Origin of the sequence: Macrococcus hajekii (assembly GCF_004359505.1) — a bacterium.
Lineage (GTDB): Bacteria > Bacillota > Bacilli > Staphylococcales > Staphylococcaceae > Macrococcus > Macrococcus hajekii.
Map to the genome: position 1 here is coordinate 868,924 of NZ_SCWE01000001.1, position 22,585 is coordinate 891,508.

Sequence of the window (22,585 nt, forward strand, 5' to 3'; positions counted from 1 at the left end):
TTACAACCTCCAGATTGATTGACCCTCTTTAACGTCCTCATCTTTGATAATTCCTTTAATATCAATAATCAGTCCGTTGTCGCTAACTTTACTTAAATATTTCTCTTTATCTTGAATATATTCACCATGTGATACAGCAAATATAATAACATCAGATTGCTTTAACTCATCAGCATCTAATAATTCAATATTATAAAAGCGTTTAGCTTCTTCTTTATCCGCTTCTACATCGTTAACAGCTAATTTAATGCCGTAATCTTTTAATTCGTTCAAGATGTCGATTACTTTAGTATTTCGAAGATCAGGACAATTCTCTTTAAATGTCAAACCTAAAACATTAATAGTCGTGTCTTGTACAGAGATGTTTTTCTTAAGCATCTCTTTTATTACAGTAGAAGCAATGTATTTGCCCATACCGTCATTAATACGACGCCCAGATAGAATAACTTCAGGATGATGTCCTAATTCCTGAGCCTTATGCGTTAAATAATATGGATCTACACCTATACAATGCCCACCAACTAAACCAGGATGAAATTTAAGGAAGTTCCACTTAGTACCCGCTGCTTCAAGAACATCGTTAGTGTTAATACCCGCTTTGTCGAAGATAAGGGCTAATTCGTTCATCAATGCAATGTTTACATCACGCTGAGTATTCTCGATAACTTTAGCTGCCTCTGCTACTTCAATTGAAGGTGCCTTATGTACACCTGCTTTAACAACTGAAGAATAAACTTTAGCAACAATATCAAGAACTTCAGGCGTCTGGCCACTTACTACTTTTGTAATAGTTTCGAAGGTATGCTCCTTATCACCTGGATTTATACGTTCAGGAGAATATCCAACGAAAAAGTCTTTACCATTTTCAAGACCAGAGAACTTCTCAAGTACAGGTACACAATCATCCATAGTAGCACCTGGATAAACAGTAGATTCATAAACGACAATAGTACCTTCAGTTAAAGCTGAACCAACCGTTTCACTTGCTTTAACAAGAGGTGTAAGATCGGGTTGATTATGCTCATTTATTGGAGTAGGAACCGCAACTATGATAAAATCTGCTTGCTTGAGATCTTCCTTGTTACAAGTGAACTTGATTTTAGTATTCTTTAGTTTATCATCCTCAACCTCATTAGTACGGTCATAACCACTCTTGAGTTCCTCAATTCGTTTCTCATTGATATCGAAACCGATAACTTCTGACTTATTTCCGAATGCAACTGCAACAGGTAACCCAACATACCCAAGCCCCACTACCGCTAATTTTCTATTCATTTATTTATTCTCCTTATTCAGATTATTAATTATAAATCTTGTTTTTCCTCCAGATGTTCTTTCTAACTCTTCAACAAAATAAATTTTGTAAAGTGTACTTTTTCCAAACCTTGTTTCCATTATATCACTGAATGTTTCGTTAATTATTGTTTTCTCATTATCATTATCAACAACGATATTAATAATAATTTCATCTGTTTGATTCTGTATAAATTGTGCTTCTTTTACATTTACATTCAATTTACTAATGACTGTTGACAAAATAGAATTGGTTACAATTCCTTTTTCATTTGATATCAGAAAATCATTATTTCTACCAATTATCCGCTTTATCTTAATATCTGATTGTTGATAATTTTTGGGTAGTGGCTCGCTAAGTTCAACTGCATCACCAATTTCATATCGTATTAATGGTGTCGTTGTAGTATAAAATGAGGTCATAATCATTTCGTAGATGTTATCTTGAATCTTTTTAAATTCAAAATAACCAGTTGCTGGACAAATATCATAACTACCGTCATTATTCTGTGTGATAAATGGGGCACCTTCAGATGAAGAATACTGATCAAAAACTTTGCAATCGAATGCTTTCTCTATATCAATTTGCATCTCTTCCGTAAGTGCTTCAGCAGTTGGGAAAATAGCTATCGGTTTGAATGTGAGCTCTATTTCATTGTCATTAATATACTGAGCCATACGATGAATCACACTTGCTACACCATCAATTGATTGTGGTTTAAATCTATTCAGCTCCTGTACATAATATCTTATATTCTCATTACCCGCATGAAATAATGAAAATAACAATTGATTGAGAATATAATTATGTCTCCAGAAAACTTTAGATTTTTGATTATCAGGTATCATCATCCTGCCACCGATACTTGCTCTCCTCATACCTTTATACACACCATGTTTTGATTTGAAGAAATCTAAATAAGCTATTCTTTTGGAGATATCAGAAGGATGAGTATAGATATTAAGTTTTTTTCCTGTACTACCACTTGTCGACATTTCAATCAAACTTTTGTTCCTAGTTACAATTTCCCCAACGTTTTTACGTATATCTTCTTTAAATAGAATTGGTAACTCTCTGAACTTCTGCAGTACATTATTTTCATTCATTTCAGGAATAATTGAAGCATAATAAGGACTGTTATCACGAGCATAATTAAGAAAATTACTTAGTCGCTTCAATTGTAAATCATATTCATCAGTAGATTTTAGAATTTCAAATTCTTGCCAGTAGGTCTTATTATAGCGTTGCTTATATATTTGTAATCCTTTCAAACTAATTAAAATATTCTGCAAAAAAATCGGTGATTTATCATAAAAAAAGTTAACCATATTCACATCTCTATTCCTTATATCTATTTTATATCTTAGATCAGAACAATTATATATTATCCATACCCATTATTTCTTAATTAAATTTGTCCAGATTATTAATCGTGAGTCTCGTTTTTCCACCTTGAGTTCTTTCAATCTCATCAACATAATTAACTTTATATTTAGTAGAATTACCAAATCTCATATTCATTACTTCTGTTAAGTTCTTTTCAATGAGTTCTTTATCTTTTTCATGATCTACGACTAGATTAATTATAATCTCATCTAATTTATTCTGTATAAACTGTGATTCTTTTATATTGGCGCCAAGTTGTCTCGAAACAGATGCTAAGTTAATATTGTAAACTATGCCTTTTTCATTTGACATCAGAAAATCATTATTTCTACCAATAATTCTTTTAATTTTAATATCTGTCTGTTTATAATCATCCGGTAGCGGTTCTATTAGTTCGACTGCATCACCAATTTTATATCGTATAAGTGGTGTAGTAGTAGTATAGAAAGCAGTCACTATCAATTCATATATATTACCTTCTATTTTTTCAAGCTCGAAATAACCAGTCGCAGGACAGATATCATAACCTCCTTCATTATTTTGAATAATAAAGGGAGCTCCTTCAGACGAAGCATACTGATCATAAGTTTTACATCTGAATGCTCGCTCAATATCTGCTTTCATTTCTATTGTTAATGTTTCAGCCGTGGGGAAAATGGCTATGGGCTGGAAAGTAAGCTCTATCTGATTATCATTAATATATTGAGCCATTCGATGAATCACACTTGGCACTCCGTCAATTGACTGAGGCTTGAAACGATTCAATTCCTGTACATAGTACTTAATATTATCAGTACCTGCATGAAAAATAGAGAACAGCAGCTGATTAAGAACATAATTATGTCGCCAGAAAACTTTAGATTTCTGATTAGCAGGTATTAACACTCTACCACCAATACTTGCTCTTCTCATACCTTTTTTAACACCATGTTTTTCTTTGAAATAATCTAAATATGCTATTCGTCTGGATATATCTGAATAATGTGTATAGATTTTCAATCTCTTCCCTGTACTTCCTCCTGTTTCCATCAATATTAAATCTTTTTTTCTTGTTATAATATCATCAATATGATTACGGATATCTTCCTTTGTTAAATAAGGAATATCCTTCATTTTATTTAGCTCATTCTCTTCATTTATTTGAGGTAATTTTAAAGCAAAGTATTCACTATTGTAACGAACATAGTTTAAAAATTCTTTCAGTCGGTACCGTTGCAATTCAAACTCATCTGTATTTTTAAGAATACTTATTTCCTGCATGTAATTTTTATTGTATCGCTGTTTATATATCTGAATCCCTTTTAGTGTGACAAAAATATTTTGAAGAAATATCGGAGAATGATCATAAATAAAGTTGACCATAATTACACCACTACTCCCGTTTAAGACTTTATTTGCTGATATATAGTATAAACTTTTGAAGAACCAATTATATTTATCAATCTTCTATATTTCTTAATATTGTTAAAATATTCTTGAGGTACTTCATTTACGATAACTTTCGTTTTAATAAAGATTTCTTCAATAATCTCTTTTCTGTCTTGCCAGTTCCATTTTTTTAAAGCTTCAAGTCTAGCAATTTCGCTCATTTCTTCTAGCCTACTTCGATTATCCACAAAAAACTGTAATTGTGAGATCAATGAATCTTGTTCTACAATTGATAAGGGCCAGTAATAGGCGTCTGCTCGGCAGGTGAATTCTTTTACTTTCACTAAGCGGCCTACACGTTCATCAATTACTTCATTCATCGGTGCATTATCCGTTGTAATAACTGGCATACCACATGCTAGTGCTTCGTACATGGTTAATCCTAGTCCATCCAGTTTTGTTGGATAAACATATACATTTCCTAGATGATAAAGTCCTGGTGCCCCTACAGTTTTTTCTACTATTTCAATATTATACTGTTGGAGTTCTGAAGGATTATATGAAAAAGTTTTTTCAAAATCTTTTTGAGTGTGAATAATAAGCTTTGAATTTTTGTAAATTCTTCCATCAATGAATGCTTCAATTAAATATGTTGTTCCTTTTCGTTTCGACATTCCTGCACTATGAAAGAATACTAATTCATCATATTGCTTGTTCATAGGTTTGAATATGTCAATATCAGTTCCCCAAGGCACATAATAGCATTGCGGATGGTCTTTAAAAACCGAGTAATGTCGTTTAGTATTACAGATTAAAAAATCATAAATATTAAACTCTTTAACTGTATTTTCTTTGTAATAATCAATATATGAACCTATTTTGATTTCCGGGAATTTTTTCTTTAAATAAAGTACTGGTTCAATTTCCTGCTGTTCATTAAAGAAAATAGTATCAATGCCATTCTCTTTAATCCAATTACTGAAGTGTGAAAATCTTATATTTGTTGAATATTGGTCAGGTGCCCATGTAACAAAATCTTTGTCCCAATTTTCATCCCCTTTTGCATGATTTCCACCCCCCCTTGCATATACAAAGATTTCATGGTTGTCCTTTAACAGGTCAATATATGCTTTAGTTACGTATGCAGCTCCGCGTTCCATCCATGTCGTAACAAATCCAATTTTCATTTCTTAAACCCCCTATTTATTTTAAACTTTTTTTTGCTCGTATCTTCATTATCTGATACCATACCTTTGATGGAATAAGTCCAATTATTATAGTTCTCAAAATAAATAGTTTGTCTTTTGTCGTTAAGTCTTTGTAAGAGTAATACTTAAATTTATTTCTTACGGCCTTTAATCTATGTTTCAGATTTCTTTTTCTCACTGTATCAATAGTTTCCTGATAATAGTAAAGAACATCCATCAGATTACTCCCCTTAAATCCCGCATTATACAATCTGATAAGAAGATCTCCATCTTGACCTCTCTCCGTATCTTTAGAAACTCTATAACCCTCTACTTGTAGCATTGCGCTTTTACGAAACATCATACTGCCGTGAACAAAAGGAAAACGTCCTTTATAGAAGTGAGAAAGTAGAGGAGTAGCATTCAATTGTGTTTTTTTCCATATTCCTTTGTCATCGTAACTATAGGCATTACTTCCCACGAAAGCAAATTCGTCATTTTTATCAAGAAATTGAACCTGTTTTTCAATCCGAGTATTGTCACTATAATCATCAGCATCCTGAATAGCAATTAACTCCCCAGTCGAATGCTTAATGGCTACATTGCGTGTAAAGGCCGCTTTAGAGTTTGTTTCATTCCGAAAAATTTTGATTTTTTCATGCTGTCCGTAGTGCTTGAGAAGTACTCCATAAGTATTATCAGTACTGACATCATCTACTATAATGATTTCAAGATCTTTATAAGTTTGTTCTAATATGGAGTCAACACATTTTTTGATATCTTTTTCAACGTTATAGGTGGGTATAATGACGGAAACTCTGCTCATCTTATTAAACCCCTTTCAGATTAAATTTTTGATAACGTTTTTAATATAGCCTCATCTATATAAGGTGTCATAGACTTAGTATATGTTGCTGTTAAATGATGGGTATCCCAATACATTAAAACATTCCCTTGTATGATCTGGCACTTATCTTCAGGACATAAAATTGGCGTGAAATCGATATAATCAACATTTGGTGGTTTTTTATCTAGCAGAGTCCATTTATCAACAGAAGAAAGAACTTCATTTTTTTCTGAGTAGCATTCATCTATATTTTTATTCGCACGTTTAAGACAATTCAGAGTATCCGCTTTCAACCAAGGCGTATCACGAAATGCAATTACTTTAGTATTTTTTTCTTCTAAATCTGCAAAATGCTGTAAGTATCCTTTCGGGATACCAGGATAATCTTTACTATTTATATCCCCATTGGTAATGACTATATCGATGTTATCTTCCACAAGTTGTTTCATAACGTTTTCATTCCATTTTACACAAGATTGATCTTTTAGTTTCTCAGCGGTAAATCGGCAATCTAATTTTGTATAAGTAACTAAATTGAAATTTCTCTCTTCTGCTATTATTTTGATTGGATCAAACCACTGAACAGTATGTGACCCTCCTACAAGAGCCACTTTGGTCTGTGCATCTTGAGGACCATAACTACAAGAGATTACTTCATCTTTTCTAGCTACTTGATTACAGTTATCTTTATATAAAGTACCGATATCTTGTTTAACAGTTTCCATTGAAGGTTCGACCTTCTCGAGTGAGGTTTGCTGTACGAGGTAATCAGTTGCACCTGGATATTGTTCACTCTTTAAATACTTTGAAACAGGTATCTTATGGTTCAACTCCAGATTACTGTTCGAATCATTATGATTACTAAAACTTAGACCAATCAATGTACTGATCGCCATTATTAAAGCCATGAGTCCCAATATGACTTTTCTTTTATTTTTTCCTATAGAACGCACGACTAAACTTGAAATATAAGCTAATAAAATGGCTATAGAAATGATAAACAGACCTTCAATAAGATTGAAATTTTGCTTGTTTAATAACAATACAGCATATACATAGATAACCCAATGCCATAAATAAAAAGGATAGGATAAAAATGAAATTTTTGTAATAACTTGATTGGTTAATAGCTTATTAATTACAGATAGCTCTGTTGAGCGTGTAGAAATTAAAACTAATGCAACACCAATGGTGGGAATTAAAGCGATATACCCGGGAAAGTTATTTTCAATATTGAGCAATAGTCCCATACTCAATATAATAAACATTCCGATAAAGCTAAAAATACTACTCAAAGTCTTGCTTATATTTATTCTGTAAAAATATAGATAAAGTAACCCTCCGGCGGAAAATTCAAATAATCTTGTAAAGGTATGATAATAGGCAATGGATTGACTGTTACGTGTCATTACTACAGATATAACAAATGATGAAAGAAAAATAATGACAAATGCAACAGACAATAGAATTTTGAGATTTATATTTAATTTTTTTGAACTTTTGAGTACTAAAACAAATAGAAGAGCCCATATCACATAAAATTGTCCTTGAATGGACGTAGCCCATAAATGTTTAAATATTGAACTATCATCTATCGTACCAATATACTCATTATACTGACTAATAAGCTCCCAGTTTTTACTGTACGTGAGTGATGACAAAACACCTAATACATAATTAAATGGTGAAAAATTTCTAACGATAAAAGGAAAGGTTAAAGTAACAAAACAAACTAGAATGAAGATATGGGGATATAAACGTTTTAAAATCCTGATTACAAACTGAAAGGGATGGATCTCATTGTTTTTCTCTATACTACTTAATAAAGATTTTGTAATGAGGAAGCCAGTGATGACGAAGAACACATCAACTCCACCCGAAACTTTATGTACCCATATATGGTAAATAGCTACTAAAAGAGCAACAATAATTCTCAAGCTTTCAATCTCAAGAATTTTCTTATTTTTCATTATGTTTAGCCTTTTTCAAATCAGATTTAAAATACTCCATATACCATTCGACGAAACGGTTAACACCTGATTGAATCGTAGTATTTGGTTTAAAATCTATTGTTTCAAATAAGTCAGATACATCTGCATATGTTTGAGGAACATCTCCAGGTTGAAGTTCCATATAGTTTTTTATCGCCTTAATACCAGTCGCATTTTCAATAGCATCAATAAAAGATTCCAGTTTAACTGGCGCATTGTTCCCGATGTTATAAATTTTATAAGGTGCATGTGATTCATTTGGTGCAAATGTTCTATTTGGATTTTGCTTATGTGGAGCCTTTTCAATTAAACGAGATATTGCTTCGACTATATCATCTACATAGGTAAAATCTCTCATCATATTACCATTGTTATAAACATCAATCGGCTTATGATTAAGTATAGATTCAGTAAATTTGAACAATGCCATGTCAGGACGTCCCCATGGCCCATAAACTGTGAAAAATCTTAATCCTGTGGTTGGAATATTAAATAAATGACTGTATGTATGTGCCATCAGCTCATTACTTTTTTTTGTAGCCGCATAAAGACTAATCGGATGATCGACATTATCAGAAGTTTTAAATGGTAAGTTTTTATTAGAACCATATACTGAGCTCGAAGAGGCATAAATAAGATGCTCACAATTTACAGAACGACATCCTTCCAAAATATTTAAAAAACCATTAATATTACTATCAATATAGACATCAGGATTCTCTAAGCTATATCTTACACCAGCTTGAGCAGCCAGATTGATTACAATCTCTGGTTGCTCTTGATTAAATATGGATTGAACATCTTTTTTATTTTGCAAATCAACTTGATAGTTTCTAAAATTTTCACCTAACAAAAATTTTATTCTATCTTTCTTTAATTGAGGTGAATAGTAATCATTGATATTATCAATACCCAACACATCATATCCCTTATTGACTAATTTACTTGCTAAATTAGAGCCGATAAACCCAGCTGTACCTGTAATTAGAATCTTTTTCATTTAATTTCATCCTCCAACTTATTTTGTCTGTTGATTATATAAGATACAAAAATTAAAAATATGAAATGATAAACAATTAAACGATTATAAATGAAGAATAAATTCTCAGTTAGTGATGTTAGGAAAAAATAGCTAAAAAAGTAGAAGGCTTTATAATTTAAAAAACTAGATTGAACAAATATAGAACGGGCGATATTAAACAAAAATATGATAAACAATATCAAAGGTATCATTCCATATATGCCCAAAATCTCTATAAATAAATTATGGGAATCACCAATTGAAAAATATTCAACAAAAAAATCTTTACCATTTCCCCAAGCCTTAATACCATATTTAATTGTTCCTTCCCAGAATATCTGTCTGTCAGCTAAGAAGTTATTTCCTGTATTCGATCTTTTATGAAAGATTAACTCGATGAACTTATTAACAATGGGAATAGAGAAAATCACTAAAAAGATTAGAAAGATAATATTTAGTAAAAAATTGAAATAAGTTAGCCTTCTTTTACGAAGGAAATAAATAAAATAAAAACTGATGAAAATAACAAAACTAAGTAATGTTGTCCTCGACCCAGTTAAGTAAATATAATAGAGTGCAATAGGTAAAATCCACATCATTAAGTAAATATTCTCTTTTTTAGTGAATGCAATAAAGAAACAGACAAAACCTAACGCGATCAATAATCCAAATGTATTTGATGACTGCACTGTATAAATCAAAGGTAATATTGATATTGCACCACTCATTAAGAATAAATTAAAGTTTGAGTAAATACGTTGATTGAGAAGAATAATGACAGGCATAACTAGATAAACAACTAATATTTCTATTTTAAATTCATGATTAAATCTCATAGAAACCATACAGCTTATCCAGAATAATACATAAGTAACGACTAAATTTATTGAATTCTTATTAAATGAAATAAGTTTAAAACCCACTATAAAGGTACTGATAAAAAGAATAAAACTAAACTTATAGATATTTTCTTCTGTATTGATTTGGTTATAATTTATTGAAATTAAATGGCAATAGAAAAATAGAATTGAAAAATAAATTATTAGAAACAATTTATATAAGTTTTTAATCGCCATATATTACTCCTTTACTATAAAATACTTTTCATGAAATATTTAAATTGATGACGAGAAAACATGATTAAAAAATTCAACAATATAACAGTTAAAATGATAGTTATCCATTTAATGTGAAGCAATGAATTCATTAATAAGAAAATCAAAATAATAAATCCTGTTACATCCGCTACTTTTATCTTTTTATGCTGATGACTTATCTTTTTGAAGAATAAAAGTCTGCAAATATAAATAGCAAGATAGGTTAAGAATAATGAGTAAGCTGCACCATATACCCCCCAGACCATTGAAAGAATATAAGAAGCTAAACTATTTACAACTAGTATAATGATAGAAATAAATAAATGATAACTTGTTTTTCTTTTAATAGTAATGAATGTTGAATATACTTCTGACATTATCATCACGATTGGAATAATCATTAATATGTCAAGTAAATGTGAACTGCCTCCAAAGTCATTACCTAAGACTTCAATAATAAGATCTTTAAATAACAAGTAAAAAATAATAATACAACAAGCGATTATCTGAAAAATCTGAGATGTTATCTCATAGTAATAGGTATCTCTCTCTTCTTCACTATCACTTATTTTCACCGCTTTAGGAACCCATACTAAGCTTATAACAGTATAAACAATACTTATGATTCCAATTAATTTAAAACTGGTATAATAATAACCCATTTCCTTATTAGAAACGAATTGACTTACTGCAAATTTATCCACATTTTGAGTAAGTGTAGTGAGTAATATAGAAAATAGCATTGGAAAACTGAAAGTTATTTGTTCTCTAATATTAATCTGTTCTTTATATAGGGAGCTTTTAATGATATTACTAATAGACTTAAGTTGAAAAATACTTACTAGTATTACACTCACGATAAATGGAAATAACAAAGTCTGATAATCTTCACTAAATGTATAAACAAATGAAATTATAAGAGTTAACTCTATCACTTTTGATAAAGAAGTTTGTATAAAGTAATTTTGAGCATCATTATTCATGCGAAATAATGTCAGAAAAACTTTATTGTTAACTAAAGCGATTGAATAAAATAAGGTAAGGAAAATATCTATTTTGTTAAAACTGATAGAAGAACTTATCAAAAATAGTATTGTTCCTAAAATAACCGATATTATTATCGAATATTTAAAATAATTCGTTAGTATTGATTTTAAACTTACTCTATAATAAAAATGGATTAGCACTTGATCAACTGCAAAGGAAACGATAGTACTTATGACAACTGCATAACTAATCAATAAATTAGCTTTACCATAGTCAGCCGGAGTAAATAGCCTAGTTAGTATCATTAAGCTTATCAGATTAATAATAGCTACTGACAAAGTGGACGAAGAAAAACCTAATAATTTTTTCATTACTTTTCGCGTGGCTGATTGACAAATTGTATAAGAGATGAGTAATCTCTGTTTTCAACCACCTCATTTATAAAATCTATTAAGTAATTAAGATCTACTTCCGTTGCTTTACCTAAATAAATTTTTTCATAAACTTGATCAGGATGAATTTCATTTTTATTTAAAAGTTCCTCGTACAATTTTTCGCCTGGTCTTATTCCTGAAAAAATAATTTTGATCTCGTCCTCTGTATATCCGCTAAGACGAATCATATTTTTAGCTAAATCAACAATTTTTACAGGTTCGCCCATGTCTAGTACAAAAACTTCACCACCACTTGCAAGAGCTCCAGCTTGAATAACTAATCTTGATGCTTCAGGAATAGTCATGAAAAAGCGGGTCATTCTTTCATCGGTTACAGTGATAGGACCTCCAGCCTCGATTTGTTTTCTAAATTTTGGTATGACTGATCCCCTACTGCCTAACACATTTCCAAACCTAACAGCTACTAATGTAGTGGAATCAGTTCGTTTGTCAAGCGCTTGTATAATCATCTCAGCTATACGTTTTGTTGCTCCCATTATATTTGGAGGGTTAACAGCCTTATCAGTTGAAATCATTACAAATCGCTTAACATTTGCATTTATCGCAGCTTCTGCCGTGTTTTTTGTTCCAAAAATATTATTTTTAATACTTTCACTTGGATTAGCCTCCATTAAAGGAACATGTTTATGTGCAGCTGCATGATAAACTATGTCAGGTGAATAATTTTTCATAATTTCAAACATTCTTTTTCTATCCTGAACATCAGCAATAACAGGAACATATTTTACTCCATTGGAGATTTGAGACATTTCTTCTAAAATAGTATAGATACTATTTTCACCATGACCGAGTAAAATGATTTCTTTGGGATCAAAATTAGTAATTTGCCGCACGATTTCTGAACCAATGCTTCCCCCCGCCCCTGTAACTAAAACTATTTTATTTTTAATCTGAGGAAAAATTTCTTTGGCATTTAGGGTAACTGGCTCCCTGCCTAATAAGTCCTCAACTTCAACTTTTTTTAATTGTGAGACTTCAAGTTTTCCAGCAAGAACATCATCAATATTAGGCATAATGAGTACATCAACATGAGTTTGAGAAGCGAACTCATGGATTTCTTGTAACTTTTGTTTACTTAATGAAGGAATAGCTATGACTATTTTTTTTATTGCGTACTTTTTGACTAGAGAAGCTATATCTTCTCTAGTCCCTTCAACTTTGACTCCCCCATTTAACTCTATTTTCTGTTTAGTTGGATTGTCATCCACTGCCACTATAGGCTTCATGCCCATAGCCGGAGTGTCTAATAATTGTCTAATCAGAATCGATCCACCTCGCCCAGCTCCAACTATCAGGGTAGATTTCAAATCTTGAATACGAGAATCTCTATCTATTACTCTGTATCTTAATACACGCCAAGAGAGTCGGGAACCTCCGATTAGAAGTAAATGCATCATCCACGTGATAATCATCAGCCTGATAAATGAAGTATTTAAAAAAATAAAGTTAAAAGCATAGGTAAACAATATTGATGCACTTACAGCTTTAAAAATAGCTATCAATTCTCTGACACTGGCATATTCCCATGCTCTGTGATAAAGATTGAATATATATGCGAAAAAATGATGACTAGCCAGTAAAACTAAAGATGCTATCATCAGTTTAATGAAAGAATAACCTGTAAAGAAAGGTGACATTAAATAATATCCAATAAAAATTGAGATGGTTACTACTATGGAGTCTATGACTAATAAAAGCAAATATCTTTGTTGAGAATTCAATACTTATCATCCTTTCAATAAAACAAAAACATTTAAATTTTATATAATACTTTAAATAAACTTTAAGACTTCTTTCATAACAAATGAAATAGTTTATTTTACCATTTACTGTTATACATAAGTTATTTATCTCCCCCGTAGTAATAATAATAACTATCACGTGTCGTCATTTTTTTATTATTAAGAACGATGCCTAAAATATTTGCATTAGCTTTTTGAAGAGATTCTTTTGTTTTCCTTAATTCATCTCGACTATTTGTTTTAGTATTTGTCACAATTAAAACTCCATCAACAATATCACTTAGAATAGATGCATCAGCTACAGAGAGTGCTGGTGGCGTATCTACTATTATGAAGTCAAAATTTGCTTCTAATGTTTTCATCAAATTCTTCATTTTAAAAGACTGTAACAACTCTGCAGGATTAGGCGGAATCGGTCCAGCCGTTAATAAATGCAAATTATGTATATCAGTCAGCTCAATAAGTTCTTGAATATTAATGTCATTGACAATCGCGCTGGAAAGACCATTAGTATTAGTAGTTTCAAAAGTATAATGCATAGTAGGTCTTCGCAAATCACAGTCTATGAGCAATGTTTTTTTTCCAGTCTGAGCAAAAGCAATTGCTACATTTGCAGCAGTAGTTGATTTCCCGGCATTTGGAGCTCCAGATGTGAGTAGTATAGTTTTCATTTCTTTATCTACAGCTGAGAAAATAATATTAGTTCGAATCGTTCTATACTGTTCACTTATAGGAGACTTAGGGTCGTTATGTACAATTAATTGTCGTGGATCTGAAATGTATTCAAGTTTATTCTTCTTTTTAAACATATTTGTTACTCCTCTTTATTTAAATTCTGCTACAGTTCCCATAACTGGTAATTCAAGATATTTTTGGACGTCATCTTCAGTAGTAATTCTTTTATCTAACATACTTCTGAATAATGCTAATGCAAGACCAATCAAACCCCCTACAATAATCCCTAATCCTAAATTAATAATAGGCTTAGGGAATATGGGCTGAGGGTTATCTCCAACATCTGCTTTAGCGAGTATAGAAACATTATCTACATTCATTATCTTTGGGATTTTCTTCTGAAAAACGTTCGCAAGTTCATTAGCTATTTTTTCTGCAGTTTCTGGTTTTTCATTTGTCACACTTATATTTAAGACTTGCGACTGATTCTGACTTGAAACATCAATCATAGATGAAAGACCTGACGTACCATATTCTAAATCTAAATTTTTTACGACTTCCTCTAATATAGATGGTGATTTGATAATATCGCTATAAGTATTAACAAGCTGTAAACTCGCCTGGATATCAGTATTAGTGATTGTTTCTCTACTCTGAGATTGACTGACTAAAACTTGGGTATTAGTTTCATATATAGGTTCAATTAAAAATGATGTAATTGCAGTAGAAACTAATCCCCCTAATAACATTAAGCCTATAATAAGCTTAAAGTTCTCTCGTAATACTTTAAGAAACTCTTCAAAATTAAATGTCTCGTTCATTTTAATCCTCCATTACTTTATTATATTTATAAATATATCATTAAAGTAACGAATTTACATTACAATCTATAGATTTAATGCCATATCTTTCAGCATATAACTTACAATAATCGAGCTATATGATACTATGTATATTAAACTAGATTTAAAAATAAAAGGAGAAATTATGAGTACAAGATTTGTATTGTATTGTATTATTTTATTGTTGATATTAACTGGCTGTAATAGAAAAAGTGAAGAAGAGCAAATAAAAGAAGGGATGGATGAAGCAAAAAAGGAACTAACAACAAGGGCAGAAAAAATTCAAAATGAAAAGTCAGAAGAGAAAATCTCTTATGAAAAAATAAACGATTTGCCTCAATCTAAAGATAAAACCATCAAACACAATGGAGTAAAAATAAAAATATTAAAGGCAAAGCTTGATTCTGCTTCTGGACAAAATGCTGAAAATAAAGTTAATATAACTTTTATTATTAAAAATGATAGCGATAGAGATGTTACAGCATTATCTACTTTCCAACAAAATTTTGAAGTTTTTCAGTTAGATGGTAATAAACTAGTTAAACTTGATGCTGTAAGCACAAGCATGTATAGAAATATGCAAAATGAAATTCAAAATCAAAATGAAATTATAGTTAAAAATAAAACTGTTAAAAGTGTTATTACTTTTCAAACTATTAATGTTAGCTCAAATATACTTATAAAAAGCAAACACTTACAAGAGAAAATTTTACTTAAATTAAATTAAATTTAAATACTATATCTGAATTCAACAAATATCTTTATACACTTATTGCAAAATATTATACTTAATTCCCTAATAACATTTGCCTCTTTATAATAATGCAAATGTTGAACTGCACCCCAAAAGTTAGCCCACAAATCTAACTTTTGAGGTGTTTTTAATTGGCTAAATATGACTTGAATTTCAAACTGCAGGTTGTAAATGAATATATTGAAAGTTCGGGCGGATACAAACATATCGCTAAAAAATATAAATGTCGCTTTTACAAATAATAAATTATATTATCATTTTATGTACATGTATAACTATAAGAGTAATAAATTATTTTACAAAAAAAGAAAAGCCGCTGCTTTTCTCTTAATCATGTACATTTATTTTATTCGGCTAGCACCTGGTTCAGTTTCTCGATATTACGCTCCCAGAGAAATTCCTGCTGTACAAGCGCCCGTGCATTCTGACGCATCTCCTGTTCCAGCGCATGATCATTCTTAATATCTTCAATCGCCTGCAGAATTTCCTCTGTCGTCGCCCGCTCTTTAGCAAAGCCGACGTTATTGTCATTAATCAGCTGATTGGCATAGCCGCCGAGGTTCGTGACAACGGGTACACCGCAGCCGATGCCATCAATGATTTTACCAGGTAGTACGGTCAGGAAGGTTTCTGTCTCTTTCATCAATGACAGCTGAATGTTATGTGTACGGATCATGGAGAGACATTCCTGTCGACTTTTCTCCGGATAGACTTTTACATAGTTGAAGGGCTGCGCTTCGATATAGTCGATAAAGTTGTGTGCGTTCATTCCGTAGACGACTGCGTTGAAGTGAATCTTTCTCGCTTCAAGCCCTCGCGCCACTTCTACGAGCTGGTCATAGCTCTGCGCAAAGCCGATATTGCCGGTGTAGATGACCTTGAAGTCATCAGTCACTTCACTGAAACTGATTTCCTCCTGATTGAAGGCATTCGGAAAGTAATGCTGCTCGACTTTTGGTGCGAGTCTTTTAATATGTGCTCTGAAGCCTTCGTTATTGATGATGACAGCATCTGTTACACGGTACATCCGCTTCTCAAGTAATTTCAGTACGGGGAAGATAAACCTGAATGACTTCAGCTTATCGACGCCGACAAGTGAGTCCGGCCACAGGTCTCTGACTTCGAGCACTCGCTTCGTCGTATGCTTCTGACCGAAGAATGCTGCCCATGGCATAAAAATATTCGGCGTTGTGACATAGAGAATATCGTATTGCTGCTGCTTCTGTTTAATGAGGCGACGGACTTTAAAACCCAGCTCGAAATAATAGAGCAGCCGCATCACCATCGACTTACTCTGCTTGCTGGTCTTCATCGGGATGCGGTGAATATCCGTCGACTGATTGATGGCTTCATCGTACCAGAACTTCTTGTCCTCATACATATGCGCGTTCGGGTAGGCAGGATGTGTCGTCAGTACATCGACCTGGTTACGACCCGATAGATGTTTGTATAGATTTCTGAAACGATTCGCACCTGAACCAATCTCAGGATAGAAGTTCTGTGTCACGAGTAATATCTTCATGTCTCTCACCCTTTAATATAGTGTTTCCATTATAGCATTTTACGTTATTAAGTTCTATGACCATCAAAAAAAGGAATCCATCGCTGGATTCCTGATCTATTGCAGTTCTAATTTCAGCAGTTGTTCTGATGTCAGTTCACTCATCGGACTGCCCGGCTCGACAAAGGCGATGATCGGCTGATGGCTGCCCATGTAGTCGCTCAGCTTACTCGGTAAGTACGGGTTACGTTTCTTGTAGGCTCTCGTATGCGCATCCATCACGAGCAGTGCATCCAGATGTGTCGTCATATTCAGAAATTCGAAGTATGACAGATACGGATAGACTTCGACACTTCGGTTCAGCCCATGCTTCATCAGTTCAAGTTTCGCCTGCTTCGGGTTAGAGGTGAAGATATGCAGTTTCAGTGGTCGCTTGTCTGGATTGAGTTCAGCGACCTGTTCAGGCTGTTTGACGAGTGAGATGATTTCATTTAAGCCCCGCGTCTCATAGAAGTTACCGAAGTATCCGATATGGAACTGCTTGTCGTCCAGCTGTATCAGTGCCTTATCGAGATGATAGAAGTCAGGCGCCACGACAGGGTGGGCTTTAATGACTGCCTTCTCTGTGATCAGCTGTCTGATTTCCGGTTCCTTGAAGCGCTCACACATACTGAACATCTGATTATAGTTCGTAAAGACGAGTTCGTCTGCGTGTGCGAATGCAATGATCTCTGTCATATTGAAGAGATTATGGTCGATATAAGGCTTCCAGCGACTATCCAGCTGACTGAATAATTTATGCATCTGTCGGCTGTTCAGTGCTGCACTCCGTTCATTATTCTTAATGTCCAGCAGCACAGGATCTGAGAATTCAGCAATCCATTTTGTCTCCGGACGCTGCATCTTCAGCTTGAACGCCAGAAAATGACTGCCCGGCCAGAGAACACGTGAATAGATTTCATCATACGTTCGCCCTTTAACCCGTCTTTCACCGAGCACAACAAAGCTCTCAATCAGACTCCAGCTGCTGAACGACGGTCTTGTCGGCAGTTCGAAGTGCTGATAAATATAAGGTGCCGCAATGGCATTCAATGAATAGTCCATCGTTCTCACCGCAGACATATCATTTGAGATGACGTCGCACGGTCTGCCGCGCTCGCGGATTCGCTTCGCCAGGACAATTCCGCTCGTATCAGCAAACGGTGTGAAGCAGTAGCCGATATACAGCGTTTTAACGTTATTGCGGTTGATGGCGGTGTACGGCTTATAGTCAGTCTCTAATGTCTGGAATAATTGAGTGACCCGTCCATAATCAGCGGGATGCTGTTCGAGATAACGGGAGACAAAGCCTGCCTGTGCATCCATACGATTGATAATGATCTGTCTGACTTCAGGATCTGCGATATCTGCCAGTTCGCCGAGCAGCCGGATGACATCATAACGCTGCTGCACATTAAAGTCATAGCTCAGCGCTGCACGACTGACTGAGTTATCGACAATATGACGATTGTAGACAGCCGTCTGTTCCGGCACCACTTTAATTTCAGGCATGTAGCGCGTCAGAATCGACATCATCAGCACGACATCTTCTCCGCTTCTTAAGTCTTCCGCGTATTGTGTATTGAGCAGATAGAATGTCGGAATGACTTTCGCACCGTTCATGGATAAGATTTTAGTCAGCTTATGATAAGCCGTTGTCGTCTGACCGAACAACGGCTTGATTTCCTGCTGGATGACATTGCTGCCGTTATCACTCGCTGTACTGATATTATGAATCTCAAACACCGTGATTGTGCCGAGGGCCAGATGCGGTTCCAGCTGATCGATAATATTGTCAGATAATGTATCATCACTGTCCAGCATCAATGAATGTGAATATTGTGCTGCTTCAATGCCGACATTTCTCGCTCTACCTGCACCTTGTTCTGATTCAAGCAGACGATAATGAATCTTGCTGTCACGGAGTGCTTGATTCAGCAGTTCACGGTCCTGTGCGACTGATGCTTGTTCACCATTTAAAATGAACAGCACTTCATAGGGGACCTGCTCTGAATGAATGGACTCAAGATTCGCAGCAAGCCGTTCGATATAAGGCGCACCGTTATACATCGGAATGATGATGGATAGACCGTGTGTATCATCTTTCATTCGATCACGGTCTTCCTGCACAGCTGGTAATGGCTGGTCATTCCTTAGCGCTTCAAGCATGCGGTTAATTTCTTTAATTCGGGTTCTACTGTTCTGCATCTATTTCAATCCTTTAACGAAGTTTTTGGATTTTAGCAGCACTTTGACAGGGGGAAGACTTTTAATTTTTTCGAGTCTTCTTTCATACGTCGCCACTTTTTTCTTCAGTTTGTCGATTTCAAGTTCACGTATATGCAGCTGCTGCAGCGCTTTTTTCTCTGACTCAAGACTTTGAATCAGTAGTGCCTTTAATTCCTGATTATCCATTATGATCACCTGCATCAATCGTCCGGTAGAGCTGAAGAAGTTTCTCCTTCTCCTCTTCCCAGTTATATATATGTTTCGCACGTTCGTTGTTTTTCACCCATTCAGCATGCGCCTCAGGATGCGTCATCACATAGCGGATGGCATGGACGAGATCTTCTTTATCTGATTCCTTGATCACAAGACCGATTTCTTCTCCTTCAATCACGCGGCAGATCTCAGGCATCTTCGTGCCGATGACCGGTACATGGGCCATCATATATTCATACAGCTTGTTTGAAGATGCAGAATAATGATTGAAGTTCGTGTTCTGAAGTATCTGGAAACCGACATAAGCCTGCTTCGTGTAGGCACGAAGCATCTCGTAAGGGACACGACCAGTAAAACGGACTTTATCACTGATGCCAAGTGACTCGACCTGTGCCTCGAGCTGCTGACGAATTTTACCATCGCCAACCATCAGCAGCAGTGCATCAACATCCGCCTCCTTGAATGCCTCAATAAGGAGTGGTAAGCCACGTCCTTCCTGCATCCCGCCCTGATAGAGCAGTATCTTCTTGTCTGACGTCAGTGCTGCCTGTACTTCATTGATATCGTAGTACTCCGAGTAGTTATGGACAGATAAAGGACGATAGCCATATAACATCTCATGATACGTCGCTCTTGTCTCATTCTCAACAATCGTATGATCTACGAAGTTCAGCAGGAACTTCTCGACTTTATAGACGAGACCGGTCTTATAGTGCGTCCGGCTCGTATTGACTTCATGTGAATCGAAGACCAGCGTGCGCTTTTTCGGTCTAAGTTTGGCGCAGACCACACCTTGGATCAATGTATTTAAGTCATGACTGTGATAGACATCCGTCTTCGTCTGATACCCTGCTCTAATCATCTTCAGCATCAGCAGGGCGTTCGGTATGTGTTTTTTGACCATAGTCGTTGCTTTGATCATCTTCGGTTTAAATGTCTCTTTATCCTGGCGATAGACATGAATTCCTGACGGCAGCTGTTCTCTTATTTTAAGGTCATGCTCGTTCTCCTCGCGTTTCGCGATGACCGTGACGTGATAACCTGCAGCACTGAGGGCCGAGCCTTCACGCGTCACCCGTGCATCATTCGTGAAGTTATTCCAAAGAAACATGGTAACGTTTTTCATCTGTATCACCTATTTAAGTAGATTTAAATAATGCATGAGCGGAATGATGTCGAGCTGTGACAGCAGACTGAAAATGAAGAATGCAACGAGTGCGAAGAGATAGAATAAACTCGAGATAGACGTATCCCCTTTTTCTTTCTCCGCTTTATACGGCGCATATTGTCCATCCGACATCTCTTTCTTGTAGCTCAGCTGTTCATCTTTCGGTTTTGCATTATATGCTTTGACAAATTGATTGTACTCTTCCACGATTGGCCGGCATTCACCTGCCGCCTTCACTTCTCCGTAGTGCAGCCAGATGGCCTTATTACACATCTTACGAATCTGAGCAGCAGAGTGACTGACGAAGAAAATCGTCTTCCCTTCCTCCTGGAACTGCTTCATGCGGTCGATACATTTATTCGAGAATGTGTCATCACCGACGGATAAGGCTTCATCCACAATGAGGACGTCCGGATCCGTATGAACAGCAATCGCAAAACCGAGACGGGCCTTCATACCACTTGAATAAGTCTTGATCGGCTGATTGATGAATTCACCGAGCTCAGAGAACTGAACGATATCATCGAACCGTGCATTGATCTGTTCTTCTGACAGACCATGCATGAGACACTTCATGCGAATATTCTCCACTCCGGTCAGTTCATTGTTCAGACCCGCAGAGATGGCAATCAGCGAGCTTCTGCCATTGATTTCTATGCGGCCTTCAGTTGGAATCGTCACTTCACCGAGCAGATTGGACAGCGTTGATTTTCCTGCACCATTCAGCCCGACCAGCCCGACACTGTCACCGGCATTAACGGTAAAGCTGACGTCACGCAGTGCGTAGTAGCCATTATCCTTGTCGTTATTCTGCCAGAACTTCAGCACAGATAACACTTTATCTTTTTTATTCTGATTGACCTCGTAGACTTTAGTGACATGTTCTACATTAACCTTAATATGATTATCCATTCTATTTCCTCGTTTCTTGCCTATAAATAGTCAACTAGACGATTCTTGAAGCGGTAGTGAATATGGCTACCGATAAACATCAGCAGCAGAGTGATACTCCAGAAATAAAGGTGATCTCCTATATTACCGTATATTGCTTCGTTCCCTTCAATGAAAGCATTACGATAGATGCCGACTAAATAAGCGAACGGATTGAGAGAAGCAATCTTCTGCAAAATCGGTGAAGCGGTACTGACTTCCCAGAAGATCGGTGTCAGGAAGAAGCCCATTCTTAAAATATTCTGCAGAATCAGGCGTGTATCACGGACCAGTATGACGAGCGTACTCATCAGTAAGTTGATGGCAAAGATAATTGAAAACGCTGCAACAATAAAGTACAGGAATTCAAAAAAGTGCATGTATCCTCTATAGCCATTGGCCAGTGACATCAGTACTACAATAACTGTCGTATAGAGCAGATTAATGAATGTATTGGTAAAGGAAATGGACAGCAGGACAGATGAAGGAAACTTCATCTTTGTGACCAGTCCGAGCTGTGCATAGATCGCATTCGCACCTGAGTTAAGAGACTGGGAGATAAAGAGCCACGGAAAAAGCCCTGATACAAGATGAAGGAGATAAGTCAGTCCTGTACTGCCATGTCTCAGCCCCATACCGAATACGACGTAATAAATGACGACCTGCAGTAACGGCTGCAGGATATTCCAGAACATCCCGAGGTAATGGTTTGAGTATTCCGTTTTCATATTATATAAAGCAAGCTTACGGATCATATGAAAATTATCTATTTGTTCTTTAAGTATCATCCATACTTCTTTCATCTAAAAACCTCATTTTATCTTTCATCTGTTTATAGTGCGCTGTGCAGGTACAAAGT

The 22,585-nt window shown here is 35.0% G+C and carries 19 protein-coding genes; 1 reads left to right on the forward strand and 18 read right to left on the reverse strand.

Annotated elements, in window-relative coordinates; all coding sequences use genetic code 11:
• The 12 genes from ERX37_RS04590 to ERX37_RS04645 form a co-directional block, all read right to left on the reverse strand.
• The gene (locus tag ERX37_RS04590) at positions 1–1,275 is read right to left on the reverse strand and encodes a nucleotide sugar dehydrogenase (protein WP_133429460.1); all 1,275 of its coding nucleotides are present in this window, start codon (positions 1,273–1,275) and stop codon (positions 1–3) included.
• On the reverse strand, positions 1,276–2,622 hold the full coding sequence (locus ERX37_RS04595; RefSeq protein WP_133429461.1) for a phenylacetate--CoA ligase family protein: 1,347 nt from the start codon (positions 2,620–2,622) through the stop codon (positions 1,276–1,278).
• A 76-nt stretch (positions 2,623–2,698) separates the two neighbouring features.
• A complete protein-coding gene (locus ERX37_RS04600) occupies positions 2,699–4,042 on the reverse strand; it encodes a phenylacetate--CoA ligase family protein (protein WP_133429462.1) in 1,344 nt (447 codons plus the stop codon).
• A 20-nt stretch (positions 4,043–4,062) separates the two neighbouring features.
• Positions 4,063–5,235, reverse strand: coding sequence for a glycosyltransferase family 4 protein (locus ERX37_RS04605; protein WP_133429463.1), 1,173 nt, complete (start codon positions 5,233–5,235; stop codon positions 4,063–4,065).
• Positions 5,236–5,251: 16 nt separating this feature from the next.
• Positions 5,252–6,061: a glycosyltransferase family 2 protein gene (locus ERX37_RS04610; protein ID WP_133429464.1), complete on the reverse strand. Its 810-nt coding sequence runs from the start codon at positions 6,059–6,061 to the stop codon at positions 5,252–5,254.
• Between the two features lie 20 nt (positions 6,062–6,081).
• Positions 6,082–8,052 (reverse strand): acyltransferase family protein, encoded by a 1,971-nt coding sequence (locus ERX37_RS04615; RefSeq protein WP_133429465.1) that lies wholly within the window; start codon positions 8,050–8,052, stop codon positions 6,082–6,084.
• On the reverse strand, positions 8,042–9,073 hold the full coding sequence (locus ERX37_RS04620; RefSeq protein WP_133429466.1) for an NAD-dependent epimerase: 1,032 nt from the start codon (positions 9,071–9,073) through the stop codon (positions 8,042–8,044). Before ERX37_RS04620 ends, ERX37_RS04615 begins: the two co-directional genes overlap by 11 nt.
• Positions 9,070–10,170: an O-antigen polymerase gene (locus ERX37_RS04625; protein ID WP_133429467.1), complete on the reverse strand. Its 1,101-nt coding sequence runs from the start codon at positions 10,168–10,170 to the stop codon at positions 9,070–9,072. Before ERX37_RS04625 ends, ERX37_RS04620 begins: the two co-directional genes overlap by 4 nt.
• Positions 10,171–10,184: 14 nt before the next feature.
• Positions 10,185–11,549 (reverse strand): lipopolysaccharide biosynthesis protein, encoded by a 1,365-nt coding sequence (locus ERX37_RS04630; protein ID WP_133429468.1) that lies wholly within the window; start codon positions 11,547–11,549, stop codon positions 10,185–10,187.
• Complete coding sequence (locus tag ERX37_RS04635) at positions 11,549–13,354, reverse strand: polysaccharide biosynthesis protein (RefSeq protein WP_229713075.1); 1,806 nt, start codon at positions 13,352–13,354, stop codon at positions 11,549–11,551. Before ERX37_RS04635 ends, ERX37_RS04630 begins: the two co-directional genes overlap by 1 nt.
• A gap of 122 nt (positions 13,355–13,476) precedes the next feature.
• Positions 13,477–14,184: a CpsD/CapB family tyrosine-protein kinase gene (locus ERX37_RS04640; RefSeq protein WP_133429469.1), complete on the reverse strand. Its 708-nt coding sequence runs from the start codon at positions 14,182–14,184 to the stop codon at positions 13,477–13,479.
• A 15-nt stretch (positions 14,185–14,199) separates the two neighbouring features.
• Positions 14,200–14,871 carry a YveK family protein gene (locus ERX37_RS04645; RefSeq protein ID WP_133429470.1) on the reverse strand — a complete coding sequence of 224 codons (672 nt, stop codon included), beginning with the start codon at positions 14,869–14,871 and terminating at the stop codon, positions 14,200–14,202.
• A 166-nt stretch (positions 14,872–15,037) separates the two neighbouring features.
• Between ERX37_RS04645 and ERX37_RS04650 the strand changes: the two genes are divergently transcribed.
• Entirely contained in the window at positions 15,038–15,619 is a 582-nt protein-coding gene (locus ERX37_RS04650) for a hypothetical protein (RefSeq protein ID WP_133429471.1), read from the forward strand.
• 373 nt (positions 15,620–15,992) lie between these two features.
• Here the strand turns inward: ERX37_RS04650 and ERX37_RS04655 are convergent, their stop codons facing one another.
• The 6 genes from ERX37_RS04655 to ERX37_RS04680 form a co-directional block, all read right to left on the reverse strand.
• Positions 15,993–17,168 (reverse strand): glycosyltransferase family 4 protein, encoded by a 1,176-nt coding sequence (locus tag ERX37_RS04655; protein WP_133429472.1) that lies wholly within the window; start codon positions 17,166–17,168, stop codon positions 15,993–15,995.
• A gap of 96 nt (positions 17,169–17,264) precedes the next feature.
• Positions 17,265–19,394 carry a glycosyltransferase gene (locus ERX37_RS04660; RefSeq protein WP_133429473.1) on the reverse strand — a complete coding sequence of 710 codons (2,130 nt, stop codon included), beginning with the start codon at positions 19,392–19,394 and terminating at the stop codon, positions 17,265–17,267.
• Positions 19,395–19,601 carry a hypothetical protein gene (locus ERX37_RS04665; RefSeq protein WP_133429474.1) on the reverse strand — a complete coding sequence of 69 codons (207 nt, stop codon included), beginning with the start codon at positions 19,599–19,601 and terminating at the stop codon, positions 19,395–19,397.
• Positions 19,594–20,754 carry a glycosyltransferase family 4 protein gene (locus ERX37_RS04670; protein WP_133429475.1) on the reverse strand — a complete coding sequence of 387 codons (1,161 nt, stop codon included), beginning with the start codon at positions 20,752–20,754 and terminating at the stop codon, positions 19,594–19,596. Before ERX37_RS04670 ends, ERX37_RS04665 begins: the two co-directional genes overlap by 8 nt.
• Positions 20,755–20,763: 9 nt before the next feature.
• On the reverse strand, positions 20,764–21,708 hold the full coding sequence (locus ERX37_RS04675; protein WP_133429476.1) for an ABC transporter ATP-binding protein: 945 nt from the start codon (positions 21,706–21,708) through the stop codon (positions 20,764–20,766).
• A gap of 20 nt (positions 21,709–21,728) precedes the next feature.
• A complete protein-coding gene (locus ERX37_RS04680; RefSeq protein ID WP_133429477.1) occupies positions 21,729–22,529 on the reverse strand; it encodes an ABC transporter permease in 801 nt (266 codons plus the stop codon).
• Between the last annotated feature and the right edge of the window lie 56 nt (positions 22,530–22,585).